The organism is Pseudomonas sp. UMAB-08 (genome assembly GCF_900095225.1).
In the GTDB taxonomy this organism is placed as follows: domain Bacteria; phylum Pseudomonadota; class Gammaproteobacteria; order Pseudomonadales; family Pseudomonadaceae; genus Aquipseudomonas.
This window is the reverse complement of record NZ_LT607418.1, coordinates 294843-312977: the sequence shown is the minus strand read 5'-3', so window position 1 is coordinate 312977 and position 18135 is coordinate 294843. Positions and strand designations below refer to the sequence as shown.

Sequence of the window (18135 nt, the reverse complement as noted above, 5' to 3'; positions counted from 1 at the left end):
ACGGTGCATGCCAGCTGAAAACGGACGAGAAAGGCTGATTTAGAGGCTGTTCTTCGGGCGGGGATGTATCCTGTGGCGCACAGTGTTGACTCAGTGTTCGACTGGCAACACTTACCGTCCTTCTTGCTGCTTGCGATAGGCCCCCGGTTGCACACCGACTGCCTTGGTGAACGCCCGAGTGAAGGCGGCAATCGATTGATAACCCACCGCCGCGCAGACGTGTTCCACGGTCTTGTTAGTTTTGAACAATTGACAGGCGTGACGAATGCGCAAGGCCAGCAGCACCTGTCCGGGCGATTGCCCGGACAGTTCATTGAAGCGTTTGAAGAACGCCGAACGCGACAGGCCGATGCTGGCGGCCATGTTTTCCAGGGGCCATGGCTGTTCCGGGTGTTCGATCAGTTGTCCCAGCAGCGGGGCAAAGGTCGGGTGACGTGCCAGTGCCACGAGTCCGCCAAGGTTGGGGTTGCTCGTGACCTGTTGGCGCATTACATACAGAAATAGCAAATGGCTCAGGCGTTCCAGCAGCACCGAGGAAGGGGCCGGTTTCCGGTTGCACTCCTCCAGGATCAGCTCGAACAGGCTGCGTGCAGCGCTTGAGGATGGATCACCCGCCTTCAGAATGATCCAGTCGGGCAGCGCTTCGATGATCAACGACGACAGCCCGGACTGAAAATGAAAGAAACCACACACCAGTCCAACGCCATCACCCGCGTCTCTATCCAGCGCTTGCATCGTCCTCTGCGGCTGACGTTGGGCGTCCTCAACGGATTCAGCGCTGGACAGGCGGTAACCCACATCACGCAGCAAAAAAACGGCATCGCCACTGTTCAGTTGTTGTGCCTGAGCCTGGCCGTCGATGTGCAGCCAGCAATGCCCCTGTACCACCAGATGAAAGCTGGCACGCGCCAGTCCTTGGGTACTGGCATGCCAGCCACCGCAATAGCGACCCACGTGGAAGAGGCTGGCGTCAAGTTCAAGGCTTTCTAATAACCAATCAATAAGGGGGCTGGACGAAATCATCTAATGGAAAGACTCAGAAGCAAGTAATAGCGACTTTAGAATATGGAATGAAATTCTTATAACCAACAGAATTGGAGGCATCCCCACACCGGGCCCAACATCAGGAGTCACTTCATGTCTCGCGTTACCTTGCACACGTTGGAAAGCGCATCCGAAGCAGCTCGCCCATTCCTCGAAACCGCGCTGAAGAACTCCGGTTTCATTCCCAACCTGCTGGGAGTGTTGGCGAATGCCCCAGCCGCGCTGGAAACCTATGTGACTGTATCGGGAATCAACGCCAAGGCTGAGCTAAGTCTGGCCGAAAGGGAAGTGGTGCAATTGGTTGCTGCCACCACACATGGTTGCGATTTTTGCATCGCAGGGCATACCGCCGTCGCAACAAATAAGGCGAAATTGCCGGATGAGGTGGTCACCGCACTGCGTGCGCGTACACAACTGCCTCAAGAAAAGCTCGAAGCGTTGGCAGCGTTTACTCGGGAAGTGATCGCCACGCGTGGCGATGTCAGCGACGAAGGCTTCAGCGCCTTTCAAGCCGCCGGCTACGCCGAGGGCCATGCGCTGGAGGTGATTCTGGGCGTCAGCCTGGCGACCCTGTGTAACTTCGCCAATGTCTTTGCGCGTACACCGCTCAATCCCGAACTGGCGAAATATCGCTGGGATAAGACTGCGGTTTGAGCTGTGCAGGCTGTGGGGCGAATTTATTCGCGAATGGCTTGACGCGGTGTGCCAGATACACCGCCTAAAGGAGAAACATATGCTCGACCCTGAATTGAAGCAATGGCTGGACGCACAGGCAAACGCCCTGGACCTGGGCACATGCGATGCGGAGCTGGTTCTGCCGCAATTGGCCGGTGCTGATGTGCTGCGGGTCGGCATCAGCGAGGAACTGGGCGGTGGCGGTGGCAATCTTGCTGATGCCGTGGAAATTGTGTCCCAGGTGGCCAGTCATTCATTGGCCGCAGCGTTCGTTTTTTGGGGGCAGCGAGCATTTATCGAGTATCTGCTGCACAGCCCGAACGTAGCGTTGCGTGAACATCTGTTGCCGGATTTGTTAAGTGGCCGGTTGGCCGGAGCGACGGGGCTGTCCAACGCAATGAAGTTTTTGTCCGGCATCGAAGCCTTACAGATCCGAGCCCGGTCGCAGGATCAGGGTTGGACACTCAACGGCCGTCTGCCTTGGGTGACCAACCTGCGTAAAAGCGGCTATGTGGTGGCCGCTGCCATCGAGCAAGAAGAAGGTGGCGCCCCCTTCATTCTGGCCATTTCGGATGCAGTGGCTGGCTTGCAGCGCTCCGACGATTTGGACCTGATGGGCTTGCAATCGAGCAACACCGCCGCGCTGAGTCTGGAGAACGTGGCGTTAAGTCGTGACTGGCTGCTGCATGATGACGCTCGCACGTTTCTGCCAACGGTACGCCCGGCATTTCTCGGTCTGCAATGCGGGTTGGCGATTGGTCTGGCCCGGCGTTCGCTCGCAGAGGTGAACACCCACCTGGAGGACTCCCGCTCGGTACTGCGCGGTGAGTTAGTCGAACAACGCCAGCAGCTCGAAGCGGCCGTCGACCAGTTGAAGCAAGGCCTGTTGGACCAGCGCTTCCTCACTCAGCCCGCCGCGTTGTTCCGCCTGCGAATCGCCCTCGCCGAGTCCGCTGCCAGTGCCGTACAGCTGGAATTGCAAGCCAGCGGTGGCAAAGCGTTCCTGTCTGCCCACGGCAGCGCGTTTGCCCGACGCTGGCGCGAGTCGGCTTTTGTGCCGATCATCACGCCGAGTCTGGTGCAATTGCGCGGCGAGCTGCAACGTCAGGCTCAAGCCTCGGTCACCGCAGCATGAGCGTGCTCTTGCTCGAAGCGCGCAAGATTAGCCTGGGGTATCCCCGTGATCACGGCTGGCAATCGGTACTGGAAGACTTCGACTTGCAATTGGTACCTGGGGAGGTGGTCTCGATTCTTGGCCCCAGCGGGGTCGGCAAGTCCAGTCTGTTGCGGGTGTTGGCCGGTTTGCAAACGGCTCACAGCGGCTCGGTCAGCCTGCTCGGCGAACCGTTGAAGGGCCCCCATCCGCGAGTGGCGGTCGCCTTTCAGGACCCCAGCCTGCTGCCATGGCTGAGCCTGGAAAAGAACGTAGTATTCGGCCTGGACTTCGTTAGTCAGCCATCGCTGAGTAGCGTGGAGCGCAAGGCCCGGATTGATCAGGCGATTGCCGAGGTAGGCTTGCAACATGCACGGGAACATTACCCCGCGCAGTTGTCCGGCGGCATGGCCCAGCGCACGGCATTGGCCCGTTGCCTGGCGCGGCAGCCGCAAGTGTTGCTGCTGGATGAACCCTTCGGCGCCCTGGATGAAGTGACCCGTGCCGACATGCAACACCTGCTGCTCAAGGTCATCGCTGAACACAATACCGCTGCGGTATTGATCACCCATGACATCGACGAAGCCCTGCTGCTTTCCGAGCGTATTCTGCTACTGGGTAACAGCCCGGCGCGGACCCTCGGTGAATGGCGCATCGACCTGCCTCAGCCACGCGTCGAGTTGGTCGAAGAACTGGGCGCATTGCGCATCGACATCCTCAAAACCCTTCGGCGGGCGAGCCGCGACTCCAACACTTTTTCCGAATCGCTGCCCGACCCGCTGGAGGCTGTACATGTGCCTGGATGACTTCACTCACACACGTCGTGATTTTCTAAAACTCAGCGCGCTGCTGACCGCTGCGGGCGCGTTACCGCTGCTCAATAGCCTGCAAGCGCGCGCCGCCGCCGAACCGGATGCACCGGTAAGAATCGGTTACTTGCCTATCACCGATGCCACTCCCTTATTGGTGGCGCATAACAACGGCTTGTTCGAAGCCGAAGGTATCAAGGCCGAGCGCCCGGTATTGCTGCGCAGTTGGGCGCAAGTGATCGAGGCGTTCATCTCAGGGCAAGTCAACGTGATCCATCTGCTGTCGCCAATGACGGTTTGGGCGCGTTACGGCAGCAAGGTTCCGGCCAAAGTCGTGGCCTGGAACCATGTCGGCGGCTCCGGCCTGACGGTAGCGCCGGGTATTACCGATGTGAAACAGCTCGGCGGCCAATCGGTGGCGATTCCGTTCTGGTACTCCATCCATAACGTGGTGGTGCAGCAGTTGCTTCGCGACCACGGCTTGCAACCGGTGACCAAGTCGGCCAACAGCCCATTGGCCGCCAACGAAGTCAATTTGCTGGTGCTGCCACCTTCGGACATGCCACCGGCGCTGGCCAGCAAACGCATTGCCGGGTACATCGTCGCCGAACCGTTCAACGCGTTGGCTGAAGATCTTAAGGTCGGTCGGGTGCAACGCTTTACCGGTGATATCTGGCGTAACCACGCCTGCTGTGTGGTGTTCATGCACGAGCATGATTTGAACGACCGGCCGGAGTGGTCGCAAAAAGTGGTCAATGCCATCGTCAAAGCCCAGCTTTGGACCCGTGATAACCGTGCCGAAGCCGCCAAATTGCTGTCCCGGGACGGCGAAAACCGCTACACGCCTCACACTCAACAGGTCCTGAGTAGGGTGTTGTCTCCGAGTGTCGGCGATCGGGAAGGCTACGTGACGAGTGGGGCGATTCAGCACCCGACGTGGGACGAGCAGCGCATCGATTTCCAGCCGTATCCATTCCCCAGCTACACCGAAGAACTGGTACGCCGCTTGAAAGACACGTTGATCGAAGGCGACAAAGGTTTCCTCGCCAGCCTTGACCCGCAACACATCGCCCGCGATCTGGTGGATGACCGCTTCGTCAAAAACAGCATCACGGCAGTCGGTGGTCTGAAAGCGTTTGGCCTGTCGGACAGCTTTGAGCGCACCGAGGAGTTCAGCATTTGATTGGCCAGCATAAGCACGCCTCACCCATGCTGCAATGGGCGCTGGGTATCGCGGGGCTGCTGCTCTTGCTGGCGCTGTGGTGGCTGGGCGTTGGCGTGTTTGGCGAGCCGGACGGGTTGTCAGCACGGTTTTCCCCCCAGGCAACATTGACCAGCCTGATCGAGTTACTTGGGCGCGCCGAGCTGTACGAAAATGTACTGGTCAGCCTCAAGCGCATTCTGATTGGCTTATTGTTGGCTCTGCTGGTCGGCGTGCCCTTGGGCTTATTGATTGGCAGTTCACGCAATCTGGAAGCAGCGACCACTCCGGCATTTCAATTGCTGCGGATGATTTCGCCCCTGTCGTGGATGCCGGTGGTGGTGATGCTGATGGGCGTTGGCGATCAGCCTATTTATTTTCTACTGGCCTTCGCCGCCGTGTGGCCGATCCTGCTGAGCACTGTGGCAGGAGTTCGGCAATTGGACCCGCGCTGGCTACAACTGAGCCGCAGCCTCAGCGCCACCCGTTGGGAAACGCTGCGCCAAGTGATTTTTCCGGGGGTGCTTGGCCATATCTTGACCGGGGTCCGCTTGTCCATCGGCATTCTGTGGATTGTCCTGGTGCCGTGCGAAATGCTCGGCGTCAGTGCCGGCCTTGGCTATTACATCCTGGACACGCGCGACCGGCTGGCGTACTCGGAGCTCATGGCGATGGTGGTGTTGATTGGTGTCCTGGGTTTCGCGCTGGATGCGTTTGCTCGTAGCCTACATCGGCATTGGGCGCATGGATGAATGGAGGGAAACTAAAAAACCGCGAATGAATTGGCTATGTCTGCGTTAAGTGATGAGGCATTGGCTATGCGTGGAGAGTGCCCACGTCTGGGGCCGAAGGGATCACTAATCACTGCCTGAACTTACGTCAAAAGCGTCGTACGGCGGGTGCTTTTCATATTCAGAACGTCAATGCCTATCACAGCCGCCTGAAAGCCTGGTTGCACCTATTTTTATTCGTGATAGGCGGATAACGATATGTATATTTGAATATTATTAGTAGAAAAAGCGACCTGTAGTATGATTTTTTTGCCATTGAGAGTGGTCTCCGGGCATCACAAGCCATAGCAAACGCGCCGCGATGCTCGCTAATGTGAGCTCACGTACTGAATGTTTTCAGAAAGAATATGGTTTCTCTATACTCCGCTCTTCATCTAGCTAAAGAGAACTTCATGGATATCCTGCAGATGCGCCTAGCTGCCACCACGGCTGCCACCGTACTGCGTTCGTTGAGCCATCCGGACCGTCTGATGCTGCTTTGCCAGCTCAGTCAGGGAGAGAGCTCTGTCGGGGAGCTGGAACAGCTTTTGGGCATCCAGCAGCCCAACCTTTCGCAGCAACTAGGAGTGCTACGCTCCGAACGTCTGGTAGATACCCGCCGCGATGGGAAGCGTATTTTCTACTCGGTATCGGACCCCAAGATACTGCACCTTCTGAGCACGCTCTATCTGCTCTATTGCCCACACCCCTAAAGCCACAAGCCGCATGAAACTCGCCGCACAGGCAGCTCCGTAACCGCGAGCACTAAGACTACTTTCTCCAATAGAACTAAAGGGAATATAAATATCATTTAATATTATAGTTAGATTATATGTATTGTATTAAATTGACCCTCTCAAGATGGCTAATCGCCTACAAAGACCACGGAGAGTGTCACCCATGAAATTCAAACCACGCCTTCTTGCCACACTGGTGGCGCTAGGTAGTATCACCAGCCCTGGCGCATTCGCTACCAACGGTTATTTCTTGCACGGCAACGGGGTCAAGGCTCAAGGGCAGGCTGGCGTGAGCATTGCTCAGCCGCAGGATGCAATGGCCGCAGCCAACAACCCGGCTGGCACGGCCTGGATCGGCGATCGCCTTGATGTTGGCGCGACCCTCTTCGCACCGGACCGCTCTGCGGAAATAGAAGGCAATGGTGCCGGCGCTAATGGCCACTACAACGGTAATGCGAAGAATGTCTTTTTGCTCCCGGAGATCGGTCTAAGCAAACAGCTGTCAGATCGTCTTGGCGTGGGCCTTGCTATTTATGGTAACGGAGGCATGAACACCGACTACCGGAGTAATCCCTACGCCGCATTTGGCAGCCGCGGCAGCGTGGGTGTGGATTTTACTCAGGTGTTCTTCACGCCTTCTGTGGCCTACAAATTCACTGAGCGGCAATCCTTCGGCATTGGCCTGAACCTCGTCTATCAGCGCTTCGCCGCCAAGGGCCTGAGCGCGTTCGCCAATCCTAAGTTTTCCAGCGACAGCACAAATATGAATGACCGCGGCCATGACAGCGCTACCGGCATAGGCTTGCGCTTGGGCTGGCAAGGTCAATTGACCGATGACCTCACGTTAGGCCTAACCTGGGCCTCAAAGATTAAGGCCAGCAAGTTTGATCGTTACGCAGGATTGTTCGCCAACGGCGGCAGCTTCGATGTGCCGGAGAACTATGGCGCAGGTGTGTCCTATAAACTGACCCCACAGCTGACCCTTGGTGTCGATGTGCAGGAGATCAAGTATGGGCACGTTCGCTCTGTAGGCAACGATTTTGATGCCCCGTCACTGTTCGGCGGAAACAGCTTCGGCTCAACGAATGGCCCTGGATTCGGCTGGCGCGATATCACCATCTACAAGTTCGCAGCCAGCTATGCACTGACACCCGAGCTGACGGTTCGCGGCGGCTATAGCCACGCCGAGCAGCCGATACCGAGCAGTCAGACCTTTCTCAATATTCTTGCCCCCGGAGTCATTCAGGATCATGCCAGCCTCGGCCTGACCTGGAGCGTTCGGTCGAACAACGAACTGAGCGTGGCCTATACCCATGGCTTCGCAAAAACGGTCAACGGCAATAGCTCGATTCCGCAAGCCTTTGGCGGCGGTGAGTCTAACCTGAAGATGAGTCAGGACATTCTCGGTGTAGCTTACGCCTGGAAGTACTGAATCTCGATCGCGCTCGACCTTGCCTTCGATCTGCCTCATCGATCCACCAATAAAATGTATTAAGGGTTAATCATATCCCTCCATGGTCTATGCATCCTTTCTCTTGATCGCTTTGCTATATGCCAGTGTCGGCCAAGTGGGGGCGTCAGGTTATATAGCTGTGATGGCATTGCTGGGGTTTGCGCCTGAAAGCATTAAACCAACGGCGTTAGTTCTGAACACATTGGTTTCTCTGCTTGTTACGTGGCGCTTTATGCATGTAGGCCGCTTGAATTGGAAATTGCTTTGGCCTTTTGCATTTGCGGCGGTGCCCATGGCACTGCTTGGGGGCCACCTGACTCTGCCTATGCTTTGGTTTGACCGGCTGCTAGGTTCACTTCTATTGGTCGCTGGGATACCTTTTTTTCTGAAAAAGCCCAACGAAGCGAGCCTTAAGCCGCCCTTCAACAAACTCAGCCCATTCTGAAAATAGAGAAAGAAAAGCAGCCTGCTGACGTCGCGGTCAAGGCATGGGTAGATGCCAATCGGTCAACGGTCGATAAATGGCTGAGCGACGACACCCCAAAACTCGGAGCTATTCAATGAGTCAGGTTGCCGTACGGTTGCTCGATGGCGGCATGGGCCATGAGTTGAAACGCATCGGTGCGCCTTTCCGCCAGCCGGAGTGGTCAGCGCTGGCCTTGATCGAAGCGCCTGCGTTTGTGCTTCAGGCGCACCGTGCCTTCATCGACGCTGGAGCAAGAATCGCCACTAGCAACAGTTACGCGTTGGTGCCTTTTCATCTTGGCGAAGAGCGCTTTACGGAGCATGGGCTGGCGCTGGCTACGCTGGCAGGGCGCCTGGCGTGCGAGGCTGCCCAACATAGCGTTGAACCGGTCATTGTGGCCGGCTCACTGCCACCTGTATTGGGTTCTTACCGACCGGACTTGTTCGACCATCAGCGTTCTGTTGCTGTTCATCAGCAACTGATTGAAGGTCTGAGGTCGCATGTGGATGTATGGCTGGCTGAAACCCAAAGCTCCATTGCTGAAGTCAGGGCGGTACGCGAAGCAATAGGTAATGATGACCTACTGCTGTGGTTGTCCTTCACGCTGCTTGATGACCACGACTCGCAAGCACGGTCACGTTTACGCTCGGGGGAAACGGTCGAAGAAGCGGTGCGCGTGGCCGTTGAGTTGGGCGCGACCGCAGTGCTGTTCAATTGCAGTCAGACTGAAGTCATGACCGCTGCATTGGCAGAGGCACGAAGTGTTCTTGATCCACTTGGCCTGAGCATTGAGTTGGGCGTATATGCCAACGCGTTCCCCGCAATGAGCGCAGAAGCTGAAGCCAACAGCACATTACTCGGCATCCGCAAAGACCTGGCCCGTCATCTTACTTGGACTGGGCGCGCTCATGGGTGGAGCAGGGCGCCACCATCATTGGGGGCTGTTGCGGTATCGGCCCTGAGCATATCGCTGAATTGCAGTATCACTTGCTGCAGTCAGTGGAGGTAGCCGAGCAGGGGCCATATTGAGCAAGCCTCTTTTGGTGCTTGCCGCTGAAAAACGCATTCCGGCAAGGTGGATGATGCACTGGCAAAAGTCGGCCTCAGTCAGTTCGCCCGAGCTTACCCACGCCAATTGTCGGGTGGCATGGCTCAGCGTGTGGCGTTGGCTCGAGCGCTGGTCAACGAACCGCGTTTGCTGATCCTTGACGAGCCATTGGGTAAGTTGGATTCGTTGACCCGCGTCACCATGCAGAAAGAGCTGATCGACTTATGGCAACGCCAGGGCTACACCGCGCTGCTGGTCACTCACGACGTAGAAGCAGCCTTGCTGCTGGCCAATCGAGTGATCGTTTTCAGCGACCGACCGGCAATGATCAAGGCGCAACTGACGATTGAGCGGCCTTATCCGTGTCATCGTGACGATTCCTATCTGGTGGACCTGAGACGGCAGATCATGGGGCTGTTGGGGCTCGGAGAGAACTGGTCGCCGCTGTCCGATTTACCCCTTATTGGCTGAGATGGATTTCATGCATTTATACATCGTCCAACATGGGGAAACGTGGGCCAATGTAGAGCACCGCTACCTTGGCTCGCTTGATCCAGGGCTTACCGAGCGGGGAAAGCAGCAAGCTCAAGCGCTTGAAGCTCAATTGCCCAGCCATATAGACGCAATTATCGTATCCCCCCGTCTGAGGGCACAGCAAGCTGCCGATATTCTCAACAGAGGTCTACACCTTCAATTACAGACCATGGACTACTTTCAAGAACGGGACGTCGGGGTTTTTGAAGGGTTAACTCAAGCGGAAGCAAAGGATCTGCATCCCCACCTTTGGTCGCAGAGCATCATTCGTCAGTGGGATATCGGGCTAACGGGCGGTGAGTCGATTGCTGACGTTGTTATGCGTGTACGCGGAGGGTTGCTTGGATTGGCGGAAACGCTCCCGTCAAAAATTGTTGTACTTGTAGCGCACGGCTTTATTGCCAAGACAATTCGCGCCTTGGCCAGACAGGACTTTTCGGATTTTTACGATTGGCAACTTCCAAATGGAAACGTGCTGGTCCTGGAAAATTTCGAAGTGCCGTCATGCACTACTTATTCTTTAAAAAACGAGCTTCCGGTTTCGTGATTCCAGCATCTGCCATCAGTGTGGTAATTCTGCAATTTCACGCTCCCGCTGCGTTGGCAGGCTGGCGTACGAGGAGGGGCCGCGTCCCGTTGCGCGGTGGTTGGCTGCTCTGTTTACTTGCTTCAGGTAGAACTCGATAGCGAGGCTTGGAACCATCCCCGTTCTTGCGCTTGATACACCACAAAAACAAGTCCAGAATTGAGTCTGTTCCTGCTTCAGGAATAAAAGAAAATCCTTAAATTTCAATGGGTCGGATGCTAGATGCGAGTCTCGTTTCCCGCTCCAAATATTGTTCTACAGGCTTCTATTGAAGTCTGTAGAAATTGAAAAAAGAGGCTTCGGCCTCTTTTTTCGTTCCAGTAAGTTCCACTCGAAACCACAACTAGCCACGATTTTTTAGTACATTAATCCGGCGCTTGGTAGATCACTTTTTCGTGGGACTCGCCTCTCTGGAAGCCGTACAAATCTCCTCCATCCAAACGAGACGGAGATTGTACGATGGCCCTCACCGATCCGCGGTGCGACACGCCAAACCTCGTGCCAAGGACTACACCCTCCCTGATTACAACGGCCTCGCTCTTTTCGTGAATACGAAAGGCGCCAAGTGCTGGCACTTCCGCTTTTCCTTGGCGGATAAGCGACCCCGTATTTCTCTCGGTACCTATCCTGAAATTGGTTTGCCGGACGCACGCGCTTTGCGTGATGTTGCGAGGGCACTGGTCGCTAGGGGCATCGATCCGCGTGTCCATCGGCAGTTGGAGCGTAATGCTAGGCGCCTGGCCACGGAAAACGCCTGAGAATCGGTTGTTCAGCATTGAAAGTGGTACGCAAAGTTGAACATCGTGTTTCTGGTCGTGGGTCTCGATAGCCCGGTCGGACCCAGAACCTCCCGCTTCAATTGGCCGCCGAGTCGGCTGGCAGCGAGGGCGTTCAGATTGAGATGTAGAGGGGGCGCCTTACCTTCGCTGTTCATGGCCGGTTAAGTCTTTAGGCCAGGTCGGTGATCAGTCGTTGGGCAGGTGCAGTTGCACTTCCATGGCGTCATGAAGAAGTCGGACGACCTCGATCACGTCGTCGTTTGCCACACGATAGAACACGATATGCCGTGGGCTTTTGACCGTTCCATGGGTTTGTTTGGCCTGCTGGCGTGAATAGATGAGGTGATAGCTGCGAAGGCCCGGTGCAAGCTCATCGCGGTCGTGGCTGCCAATGCGATAAGGCGTGTCGGCAATCGCTTGCAGCGCCGCGAGGATCAGTGCCTGGTAGCGCTGGCGTGCTTGATCGCCGAACTGCGTCTGGGAGAGCCTGAGGATGTCGACAATGTCGGCGCGCGCCGCGTTGGAAATCCGATACGGCGGCATGCTCAGTGTTTCGCGCGCGCGGGGATGCTCGCCTCCAGGCTCAAGCCCTCGAGGTAGTGCTCCAGATCCCCTTCGTTCAACTGAGTAAAGCGCCCGTGCTCAAGATCCATGATGCCGATCGAGGTCGCCTGACGCAGGGCCTCAACTTTGGCGGTGTCTTCGGCGACGCGCTGTTCCAATAGACGCAAACCTTCTCGCATCACTTCGCTGGCATTCTGATAACGGCCGGACTGCACCAGGTCATGGATAACCTGTTCCTGGTGAGGGGTGAGCACAACGTTTCGCGTTGCCATAACTAGCTCCAGTTCTATGCAAACAGGTACTTTCGATTATTGGCATATTATGCCATTTTCGCTCAAGAGCATAGCTTGGGGCCGACATTCGGCGATCAGGTGATGGCTGACTCGGGGCCAATCAGCAAGGGTCAAAGTGATCCACCCATTAATAAAGCAACCTGCAGATTGATTTGAAGATTGATATGCCTGACTGTGCGCGGGAGGAGGCGCGCGATGTGTGCTTCTCGATCCGCCCTGAAATCGATCGGCATGTTCGGTGCCCATCAATATTTGCGTTTAGAGGCATCAAGAGAGGTTCCAATGCCCTACGAGTTAGAAAATCGCCTGGTGATCGGCGTGGCTTCCAGCGCTGTGTTTGATCTGCTGGCATCGGACGCAGTGTTTCAGAGTCAAGGGGAAGAGGAATACCGCAAGTTCCAGCAGGAAAATCTCCACGTCCCGCTTCCTAAGGGGATCGCGTTTCCGTTCATCAAGCGTTTACTGTCAGTGAATGACCTGAGCGTCGATCCTACGGATCCGCTTGTCGAGGTAATACTTCTTTCGCGAAATGATCCCGACACTGGGCTGCGCGTTCTGAAGACTATCGAGCACTATGGGCTTGGGATGACAAGGGCGATTTTCATGCAGGGAAAGTCCCCGTACGAATACATACCGGCACTGAATATCGCTTTATTTTTGTCGGGTGACAAAAAAGACGTGGAAGCGGCTATCAAGGCCGGGTACCCGGCAGGCCAGGTGCTCGATTCAAAATTCGAAGACGACGAATCTGATAAAACCCTGCGCATCGCATTCGACTTTGACGGCGTACTCGCCGGCGATGAGTCTGAAACAATCATGCAGGCCTCGGGATTGTCCGAGTTCCATGCGCGCGAAGTGAAGAACGTCATGCAACCCCATAACCCTGGGCCGCTGAAGGAGTTCATGGTGCGGATATCCAAGATCCAGTCGGTCGAGGAACAGCACAAAAAGCTCAATCCTAAATACGAAAACCGCATACGCGTTTCGATCGTCACGGCCCGCAATGCTCCGTCTCATGAGCGCGCGATGAATACACTCAAGAGTTGGGGTGTCATGGCCAATGACGCCTTCTTTCTGGGTGGCATCGAGAAAGGGAAAATTTTGGGCGTGTTGAAACCGCACATTTTCTTCGATGACCAATCAGGGCACCTTAAATCGACTAGCGCGGTTGCTCCATCCGTGCACATTCCTTTCGGCATCACCAACCATGTGGCGACAGAGGTTGCGCTAGAGCTTGAAGCTGATCAGGTTCAACAGGTGGTGTAATACGGTGGCTTGCGCGCGTAAGTGCCACAGGAATTCGCATCGGTTCTGTGCTGCAAAAAAGCCTATAGCACGGCCTTTTTGAAGGCCAGGCATGCAGGCTATATGGCATTTTTGGCTTGGCGTCACTCTCTAGTAACGAATACGCCAGATAGAGGAAGAAAGGACTCTCATGTACCTACGAACATTGGATATCAGTGGTTTCAAGTGTTTCGGTGATGCTTTCACCATCGAATTCCAGGACGGCCTCAACGTCTTGGTCGGTGAGAATGGAGCAGGCAAGACGGGCGTTATTGCTGCATTACGGCAGCTATTCAACGACTCTGAATCCGGTAAGCGTGTGATCAATGAGCGGGACTTTCATCGAGGTTTTGAGCCAGGGGCTTTAGCGGCGCAAAAAATTGATATTCAAGCGTCGTTTTCTGGCCTGGACGAAAATGACGTTGTTGCGTTTGAGGATTGGTGTGGGGACCACAACGACGCGAAGCTCACTTTTACGGCGCTCAATGTGGAGTCTCGTGGTCGGTTCAAACACCATACCTATGGCGGCCACGAATACACCACAGCGCTGGATACCGAGACGCTTGATCTCATCCATTGTATCTATCTCCCCCCGTTGCGTGATGCAGAAAACAAGCTGCGTGATGGTCGTCAGTCGCGATTAGCGAGGTTGTTGAAAGCGCTCTGCCGCAAGGAGTTGGAGACAGCCCGAAAGGAGGAGGTGCCTCACCCTCTGGAAAAACGAGTGGGCGAGTTCAATCAAGAGTTGTCCGAGAGCGACGACTACGCAATCAAAGCGGCCAACCAGCGAATAGGGGAAAGCCTGAAATCCGCGCTGGGCATGCATCTTTCCCAGAGCACACTGATCCAATTCTCCGAGGTTAGCTTTTCGCGCATCGTTGAGGGCCTGCGGCTGCTTTACTTTCCGAACCTCGCCGAAGCCGAATCGTCTCAGTACCGATCGTTGGAAGAGAATAGTCTCGGATACAACAACCTTCTGTACATCGCCTCGATCTTGGCAGAGTTAACTCTGGAAGTTGAGGTAGAGCGAGGTGAGGAGACCTACTTGCGTCTCTTGTTGATCGAGGAGCCGGAGGCCCATCTGCACCCGCAGCTTCAGATACGCCTGCTAAGGCACCTTAGCGCAGTAGCCGAAGAGCAGGGTATACAGGTCATCATCACGACGCATTCGACGGTCATCTCGTCGGCGGTGTCAGTCGACCAGATCATCCATATCTCCAACGTCGGCGCACCTGTGGCTGTACCACTGAGGACATGCGGACTCAATGACCAGAGTCGACGATTTGTAGATCGCTGGCTGGATGTGACGAAGTCAAATCTGCTGTTTTCCAAAGGTGCAATTTTGGTGGAGGGCATCGCCGAGGCGATCGTCATACCAGAGCTGGCACGCATCGTTTTGCGCCAATATGGAGAGGGTAGAGACACGTTGGATGATTACGGTGTCTCGGTCATTAACCTCGGCGGAATTTACTTCAAGCATTTCATGCAACTGTTCTGCGACGTGAGCGACGAGAGCACTGGTCAGAATGTGCCGGTGCGGTGTGCTGGATTGACCGACAATGATCCACCGAAAACTGTAATCGTCGAGGATGGTGAGGGTGGAAGGGCGACAGTCCGTTACCTTCCGCATGCTGGCGATTTCCAGGTAGGAAGCAATCACGCACTGGCGCTGATTCCCAAGATTGCTGACTCCCAGTTCGCCCGACTGTTCGCCGGCAAATACAAAACGTTTGAGTACGATTTGGCTCTAGAGGGCGCCAATCTCAAGACGATGCTTGCCGTCGCAGCCGATCTTTGGCCAGTTCAGGACGGCACAGTCGTCCCAACCTTGAGAGCTGACGCGGAGCATAATTTCGTGGCTATGACAAGCGAACGCAGAGCAGGGTACGCAGCCGACTTGCTCGAACGCATCGACTCTAAAGAAATTGGGAAAGGTTTGTACGCTCAGGCCTTCGCTGATGCTCTGTTAGAGCTGGAGGATGATTTTGTCGTGCCCGACTATATCCGTGCCGCCATTCTATGGGCGTGCGGGATAGAGGACGGGCAAGTTCGATGATTTCACTGACCGACGAACAGAGGAATTACATCAACGCGCCGCTTGATCAACATGTGTATCTGAGAGCTTGTCCGGGTAGTGGCAAGACTGAGGTGGTGGCCGCCATGGTGTCCAAGGTCGTCCAGGAGTGGACACGATTTCCATCGGGAATCGCTGTACTCACTTTCTCCAATAGCGCAACGGATGAGCTCAAGACCAGACTGAGAACCTACCTGGGAGAGCCTCTTGCATTCCCTCACGCGGTGTCGACTTTCGACAGTTTTGTGCTGTCGCGCCTCGTGGCCAACATCGCCAGCAAAGTGACCGAGTACCCAGGCAAAAACGGTGACTTCCGGATAAGAATCCTGGAAAACAAGGCGGACATTTTTCGTACCCGCAACAGCATCTGTGGCCGTTGGATTTCAGCTTGTAAGTACGATTATGACTTGGATTCAGCGAGCTTCATTTTTTCGACTGGGGAGCGAACCCTGGATGTACAGCTCAATGCTGCCCACATCAGTGACAATGTGCGAAGCGACTTGATCGAAACAAAGAAGCGGTTCTGGAAAGGAGGCTTTGCCACATACGGCGACGTCGATATGTTGGCTTTGTCTGCGCTCAAGAAGCCGCAGCTGCAGGCGTATTTCGCACGCCTTGCGCGCAGGTTCCCTCTTGTAGTGGTAGACGAGTGCCAAGACCTTTCAGTCGAACAATTGCGCATCATCAAAAAACTCAGTGCTCTAGGGGTTAAATTTCATTTTGTGGGCGACCTGGATCAGTCGATTTACGGGTTCAGGAAATCGAACCCTGACAGGGTCAGGGCCTTGCTTGACGAGCTCGGGTTCACAGAGCATGCACTTACGACCAATTGGCGAAGCGGACAGGCCATTGTGGATCTCTGCAGCAATTTACTGGGTATCGAACGGGTAACGGGTAATCCGGAAATTGCCTCTCTCAGGCCAAGGCTTCTGGAATACACGAACTGTCCGTCCGAACTGTTACCAAGGATCATTGAACTCACCCGGGGATACGAAAGAATCGTCGTGGTTGCTCGCGGGCACACCACTCTTCAGCGCTTTCGCAAAGGGGAAACGTTTAGCGGTACTGAAACGCTTGCACTGGCATGTGTTGCGGCCGGCAGTGGAAGCTTGAAGGAGCTCAAGATTTCACTGAACCTTTTTGCGCAATGGCTCGCAGATAAACTCAAGCTGCAGGTGACCCGAGCGGGCCCTTACTGCCCGCTCGCGGTCGAATCCAAGCTAGCCTGGCGTAGATTTGTGCATGAGTGTCTGAAGTTTCTGATTGCCGGCGGCGTGGCCAATGTCGATTTGACCTGGACACAGTGGGCGTCTGTGGCAAAACAGGCCATACAACAGATTCCCGATCAACCATTCGCGTTACCTGAGATCGAAGCCGAGCTGGGTGCACTCAGAATCCTGAGCTTGAAAGCTCCCGCACGCCAGGGGAAGCAACTGCTTTCGATTCGGCTTGCTCGAGGTGTGGCTCAGCAGAGCTCAGTTGATCAATTGCGCTACGAGACCATTCACCAAGTCAAAGGCGAAACTCATGATGCAACAGTGGTGGTTTCCTCGCGTCAGGGTGGTGCGCACCAATCACATTGGCAAGACTGGCTGAAAGATCCAACCTCTGAGGCGGCCAGGTTTGCGTATGTGGCGAGTTCACGGCCGCGCCACTTGCTCATCTGGGCAGTGAAAAAGCTCAAACCTGCGCAGGCGGAAGTTCTCACTGCGCTAGGCTTTGAATTCGCCTAAACAATACTCGGGAAAAATAGAGCGCTGGCAGTTTGGCAAGCGCTCTAAGACGCTGGTCCAAGGTTTCATTTATAGCTGCAGATATTCTGATGGTGTTGCAGAAGTCCGGATCGAACAAGTAGTTGGCACACATGACAGCAAACCGGGCATTTACCGCGCGACCTTTGCCTTTGTTGACTTTGTTGACAGCCGTTTTCATGTTGTCGTAAATGCCGCGACGCGGCACTCCGCCTAGCGCGCCAAAAGAGCGGGTATGGGCATCGAACAACATCTCGTGGCCTTGGCTGGGATACGCAGCGAACCAGAACGCACGACTGGCGCACAGCTTCATGCGGGAGACCTGGATGCGTCGAAACAGGCCGCCGATCAGCAGACCTTCTTCGCTCCAATCAAATTGAAAGGCCTCACCCAAGGCAAAAGTCAGCGGTACAAAAGCGCGTAAAGACTTGCCTTGCTCGCCTTGCCAAGAGCGTACAAACGCGCTGAGCTGGCTGTAGCCGCCGTCATAACCCTCGGCCTTGATCTGTTCGAAAAGTGCTTTGGCGCTTCTGCGGTTGTGCTTTGCCCGGAACGAATCGGCTTTCAGCGCCTGTTCTAGCATGTCGTGGAATGGGCTGAGTTTGTTGAAGATTGCGCACCGCTGGTACGCCGGTTGAGTGGCTTCGTGCGCTCTGACCCACTTTCGGATGGTGTTTCTCGACAGCCCGGTACGCTTGGCTATCTGATGCAGCGAGAGCTTGTCGCGGAAGTACATCCGCCGGATTTTTCCCAACATTTCCATGCTGATCACCCTAGGTTCTCCTGCTCGAAAAGTGAGCAGAAGCAGTTGAACGCCTGGGTCAGTTTTCAGTCGGCAGAACAGCCTCTACTGGGTCATTTTTCGGTCAGCGGCAACACGCCTAGTGCATGTTTTCGTTCGAGTTGCGTATTTC

The 18135-nt window shown here is 55.4% G+C and carries 15 protein-coding genes and 5 pseudogenes; 16 read left to right on the top strand and 4 right to left on the bottom strand.

All coding sequences use genetic code 11. The features are described from left to right. Nucleotides 1–111 precede the first annotated feature (111 nt). Entirely contained in the window at nt 112–1023 is a 912-nt protein-coding gene (locus tag K0F75_RS11275; protein WP_219061930.1) for an AraC family transcriptional regulator, read from the bottom strand. A 114-nt stretch (nt 1024–1137) separates the two neighbouring features. Between K0F75_RS11275 and K0F75_RS11270 the strand changes: the two genes are divergently transcribed. The 13 genes and pseudogenes from K0F75_RS11270 to K0F75_RS11215 form a co-directional block, all read left to right on the top strand. Then, a complete protein-coding gene (locus tag K0F75_RS11270; RefSeq protein ID WP_219061929.1) occupies nt 1138–1698 on the top strand; it encodes a carboxymuconolactone decarboxylase family protein in 561 nt (186 codons plus the stop codon). A gap of 79 nt (nt 1699–1777) precedes the next feature. Next, on the top strand, nt 1778–2854 hold the full coding sequence (locus tag K0F75_RS11265) for an acyl-CoA dehydrogenase family protein (protein ID WP_219061928.1): 1077 nt from the start codon (nt 1778–1780) through the stop codon (nt 2852–2854). Continuing rightward, entirely contained in the window at nt 2851–3678 is an 828-nt protein-coding gene (locus K0F75_RS11260) for an ABC transporter ATP-binding protein (RefSeq protein WP_219061927.1), read from the top strand. The genes K0F75_RS11265 and K0F75_RS11260 overlap by 4 nt, the downstream gene beginning before the upstream one ends. Next, nucleotides 3665–4864, top strand: a complete 1200-nt coding sequence (locus tag K0F75_RS11255) for an ABC transporter substrate-binding protein (protein WP_219061926.1) — start codon at nt 3665–3667, stop codon at nt 4862–4864. Before K0F75_RS11260 ends, K0F75_RS11255 begins: the two co-directional genes overlap by 14 nt. A gap of 26 nt (nt 4865–4890) precedes the next feature. Further along, nucleotides 4891–5634, top strand: coding sequence for an ABC transporter permease (locus K0F75_RS11250; RefSeq protein ID WP_219062045.1), 744 nt, complete (start codon nt 4891–4893; stop codon nt 5632–5634). 92 nt (nt 5635–5726) lie between these two features. After that, nucleotides 5727–5837 (top strand): annotated as a pseudogene (locus K0F75_RS25740) (IS1595 family transposase); the annotation flags it as partial. Between the two features lie 228 nt (nt 5838–6065). Next, nucleotides 6066–6365 carry a metalloregulator ArsR/SmtB family transcription factor gene (locus tag K0F75_RS11245; RefSeq protein ID WP_219061925.1) on the top strand — a complete coding sequence of 100 codons (300 nt, stop codon included), beginning with the start codon at nt 6066–6068 and terminating at the stop codon, nt 6363–6365. Between the two features lie 187 nt (nt 6366–6552). Beyond that, a complete protein-coding gene (locus K0F75_RS11240) occupies nt 6553–7821 on the top strand; it encodes an OmpP1/FadL family transporter (protein ID WP_219061924.1) in 1269 nt (422 codons plus the stop codon). Nucleotides 7822–7903: 82 nt separating this feature from the next. Next, nucleotides 7904–8287 carry a sulfite exporter TauE/SafE family protein gene (locus tag K0F75_RS11235; RefSeq protein WP_219061923.1) on the top strand — a complete coding sequence of 128 codons (384 nt, stop codon included), beginning with the start codon at nt 7904–7906 and terminating at the stop codon, nt 8285–8287. A 115-nt stretch (nt 8288–8402) separates the two neighbouring features. Then, nucleotides 8403–9337, top strand: a pseudogene (locus K0F75_RS11230) (homocysteine S-methyltransferase family protein). Nucleotides 9338–9365: 28 nt separating this feature from the next. Continuing rightward, nucleotides 9366–9827, top strand: a pseudogene (locus K0F75_RS11225) (ATP-binding cassette domain-containing protein); the annotation flags it as partial. 10 nt (nt 9828–9837) lie between these two features. Next, nucleotides 9838–10437, top strand: coding sequence for a histidine phosphatase family protein (locus tag K0F75_RS11220; RefSeq protein ID WP_219061922.1), 600 nt, complete (start codon nt 9838–9840; stop codon nt 10435–10437). A gap of 491 nt (nt 10438–10928) precedes the next feature. After that, nucleotides 10929–11201, top strand: a pseudogene (locus tag K0F75_RS11215) (Arm DNA-binding domain-containing protein); the annotation flags it as partial. A gap of 240 nt (nt 11202–11441) precedes the next feature. Here the strand turns inward: K0F75_RS11215 and K0F75_RS11210 are convergent. Both K0F75_RS11210 and K0F75_RS11205 read right to left on the bottom strand, forming a co-directional pair. After that, nucleotides 11442–11798, bottom strand: coding sequence for a type II toxin-antitoxin system RelE/ParE family toxin (locus K0F75_RS11210; protein WP_053191618.1), 357 nt, complete (start codon nt 11796–11798; stop codon nt 11442–11444). Nucleotides 11799–11800: 2 nt separating this feature from the next. Further along, entirely contained in the window at nt 11801–12091 is a 291-nt protein-coding gene (locus K0F75_RS11205) for a type II toxin-antitoxin system ParD family antitoxin (protein ID WP_219061920.1), read from the bottom strand. Nucleotides 12092–12394: 303 nt separating this feature from the next. On the opposite strand from K0F75_RS11205, the gene K0F75_RS11200 reads away from it, so the two are divergent. The 3 genes from K0F75_RS11200 (at nt 12395) to K0F75_RS11190 (ending at nt 17203) form a co-directional block, all read left to right on the top strand. After that, the gene (locus K0F75_RS11200; RefSeq protein WP_219062044.1) at nt 12395–13378 is read left to right on the top strand and encodes a 5'-nucleotidase; all 984 of its coding nucleotides are present in this window, start codon (nt 12395–12397) and stop codon (nt 13376–13378) included. A gap of 169 nt (nt 13379–13547) precedes the next feature. Continuing rightward, nucleotides 13548–15452 carry an ATP-dependent endonuclease gene (locus tag K0F75_RS11195; protein ID WP_219061919.1) on the top strand — a complete coding sequence of 635 codons (1905 nt, stop codon included), beginning with the start codon at nt 13548–13550 and terminating at the stop codon, nt 15450–15452. Next, complete coding sequence (locus K0F75_RS11190; RefSeq protein ID WP_219062043.1) at nt 15452–17203, top strand: UvrD-helicase domain-containing protein; 1752 nt, start codon at nt 15452–15454, stop codon at nt 17201–17203. The genes K0F75_RS11195 and K0F75_RS11190 overlap by 1 nt, the downstream gene beginning before the upstream one ends. Nucleotides 17204–17297: 94 nt before the next feature. Here the strand turns inward: K0F75_RS11190 and istA are convergent. Continuing rightward, nucleotides 17298–17984 (bottom strand): annotated as a pseudogene (gene istA / locus K0F75_RS11185) (IS21 family transposase); the annotation flags it as partial. Nucleotides 17985–18135 lie beyond the last annotated feature (151 nt).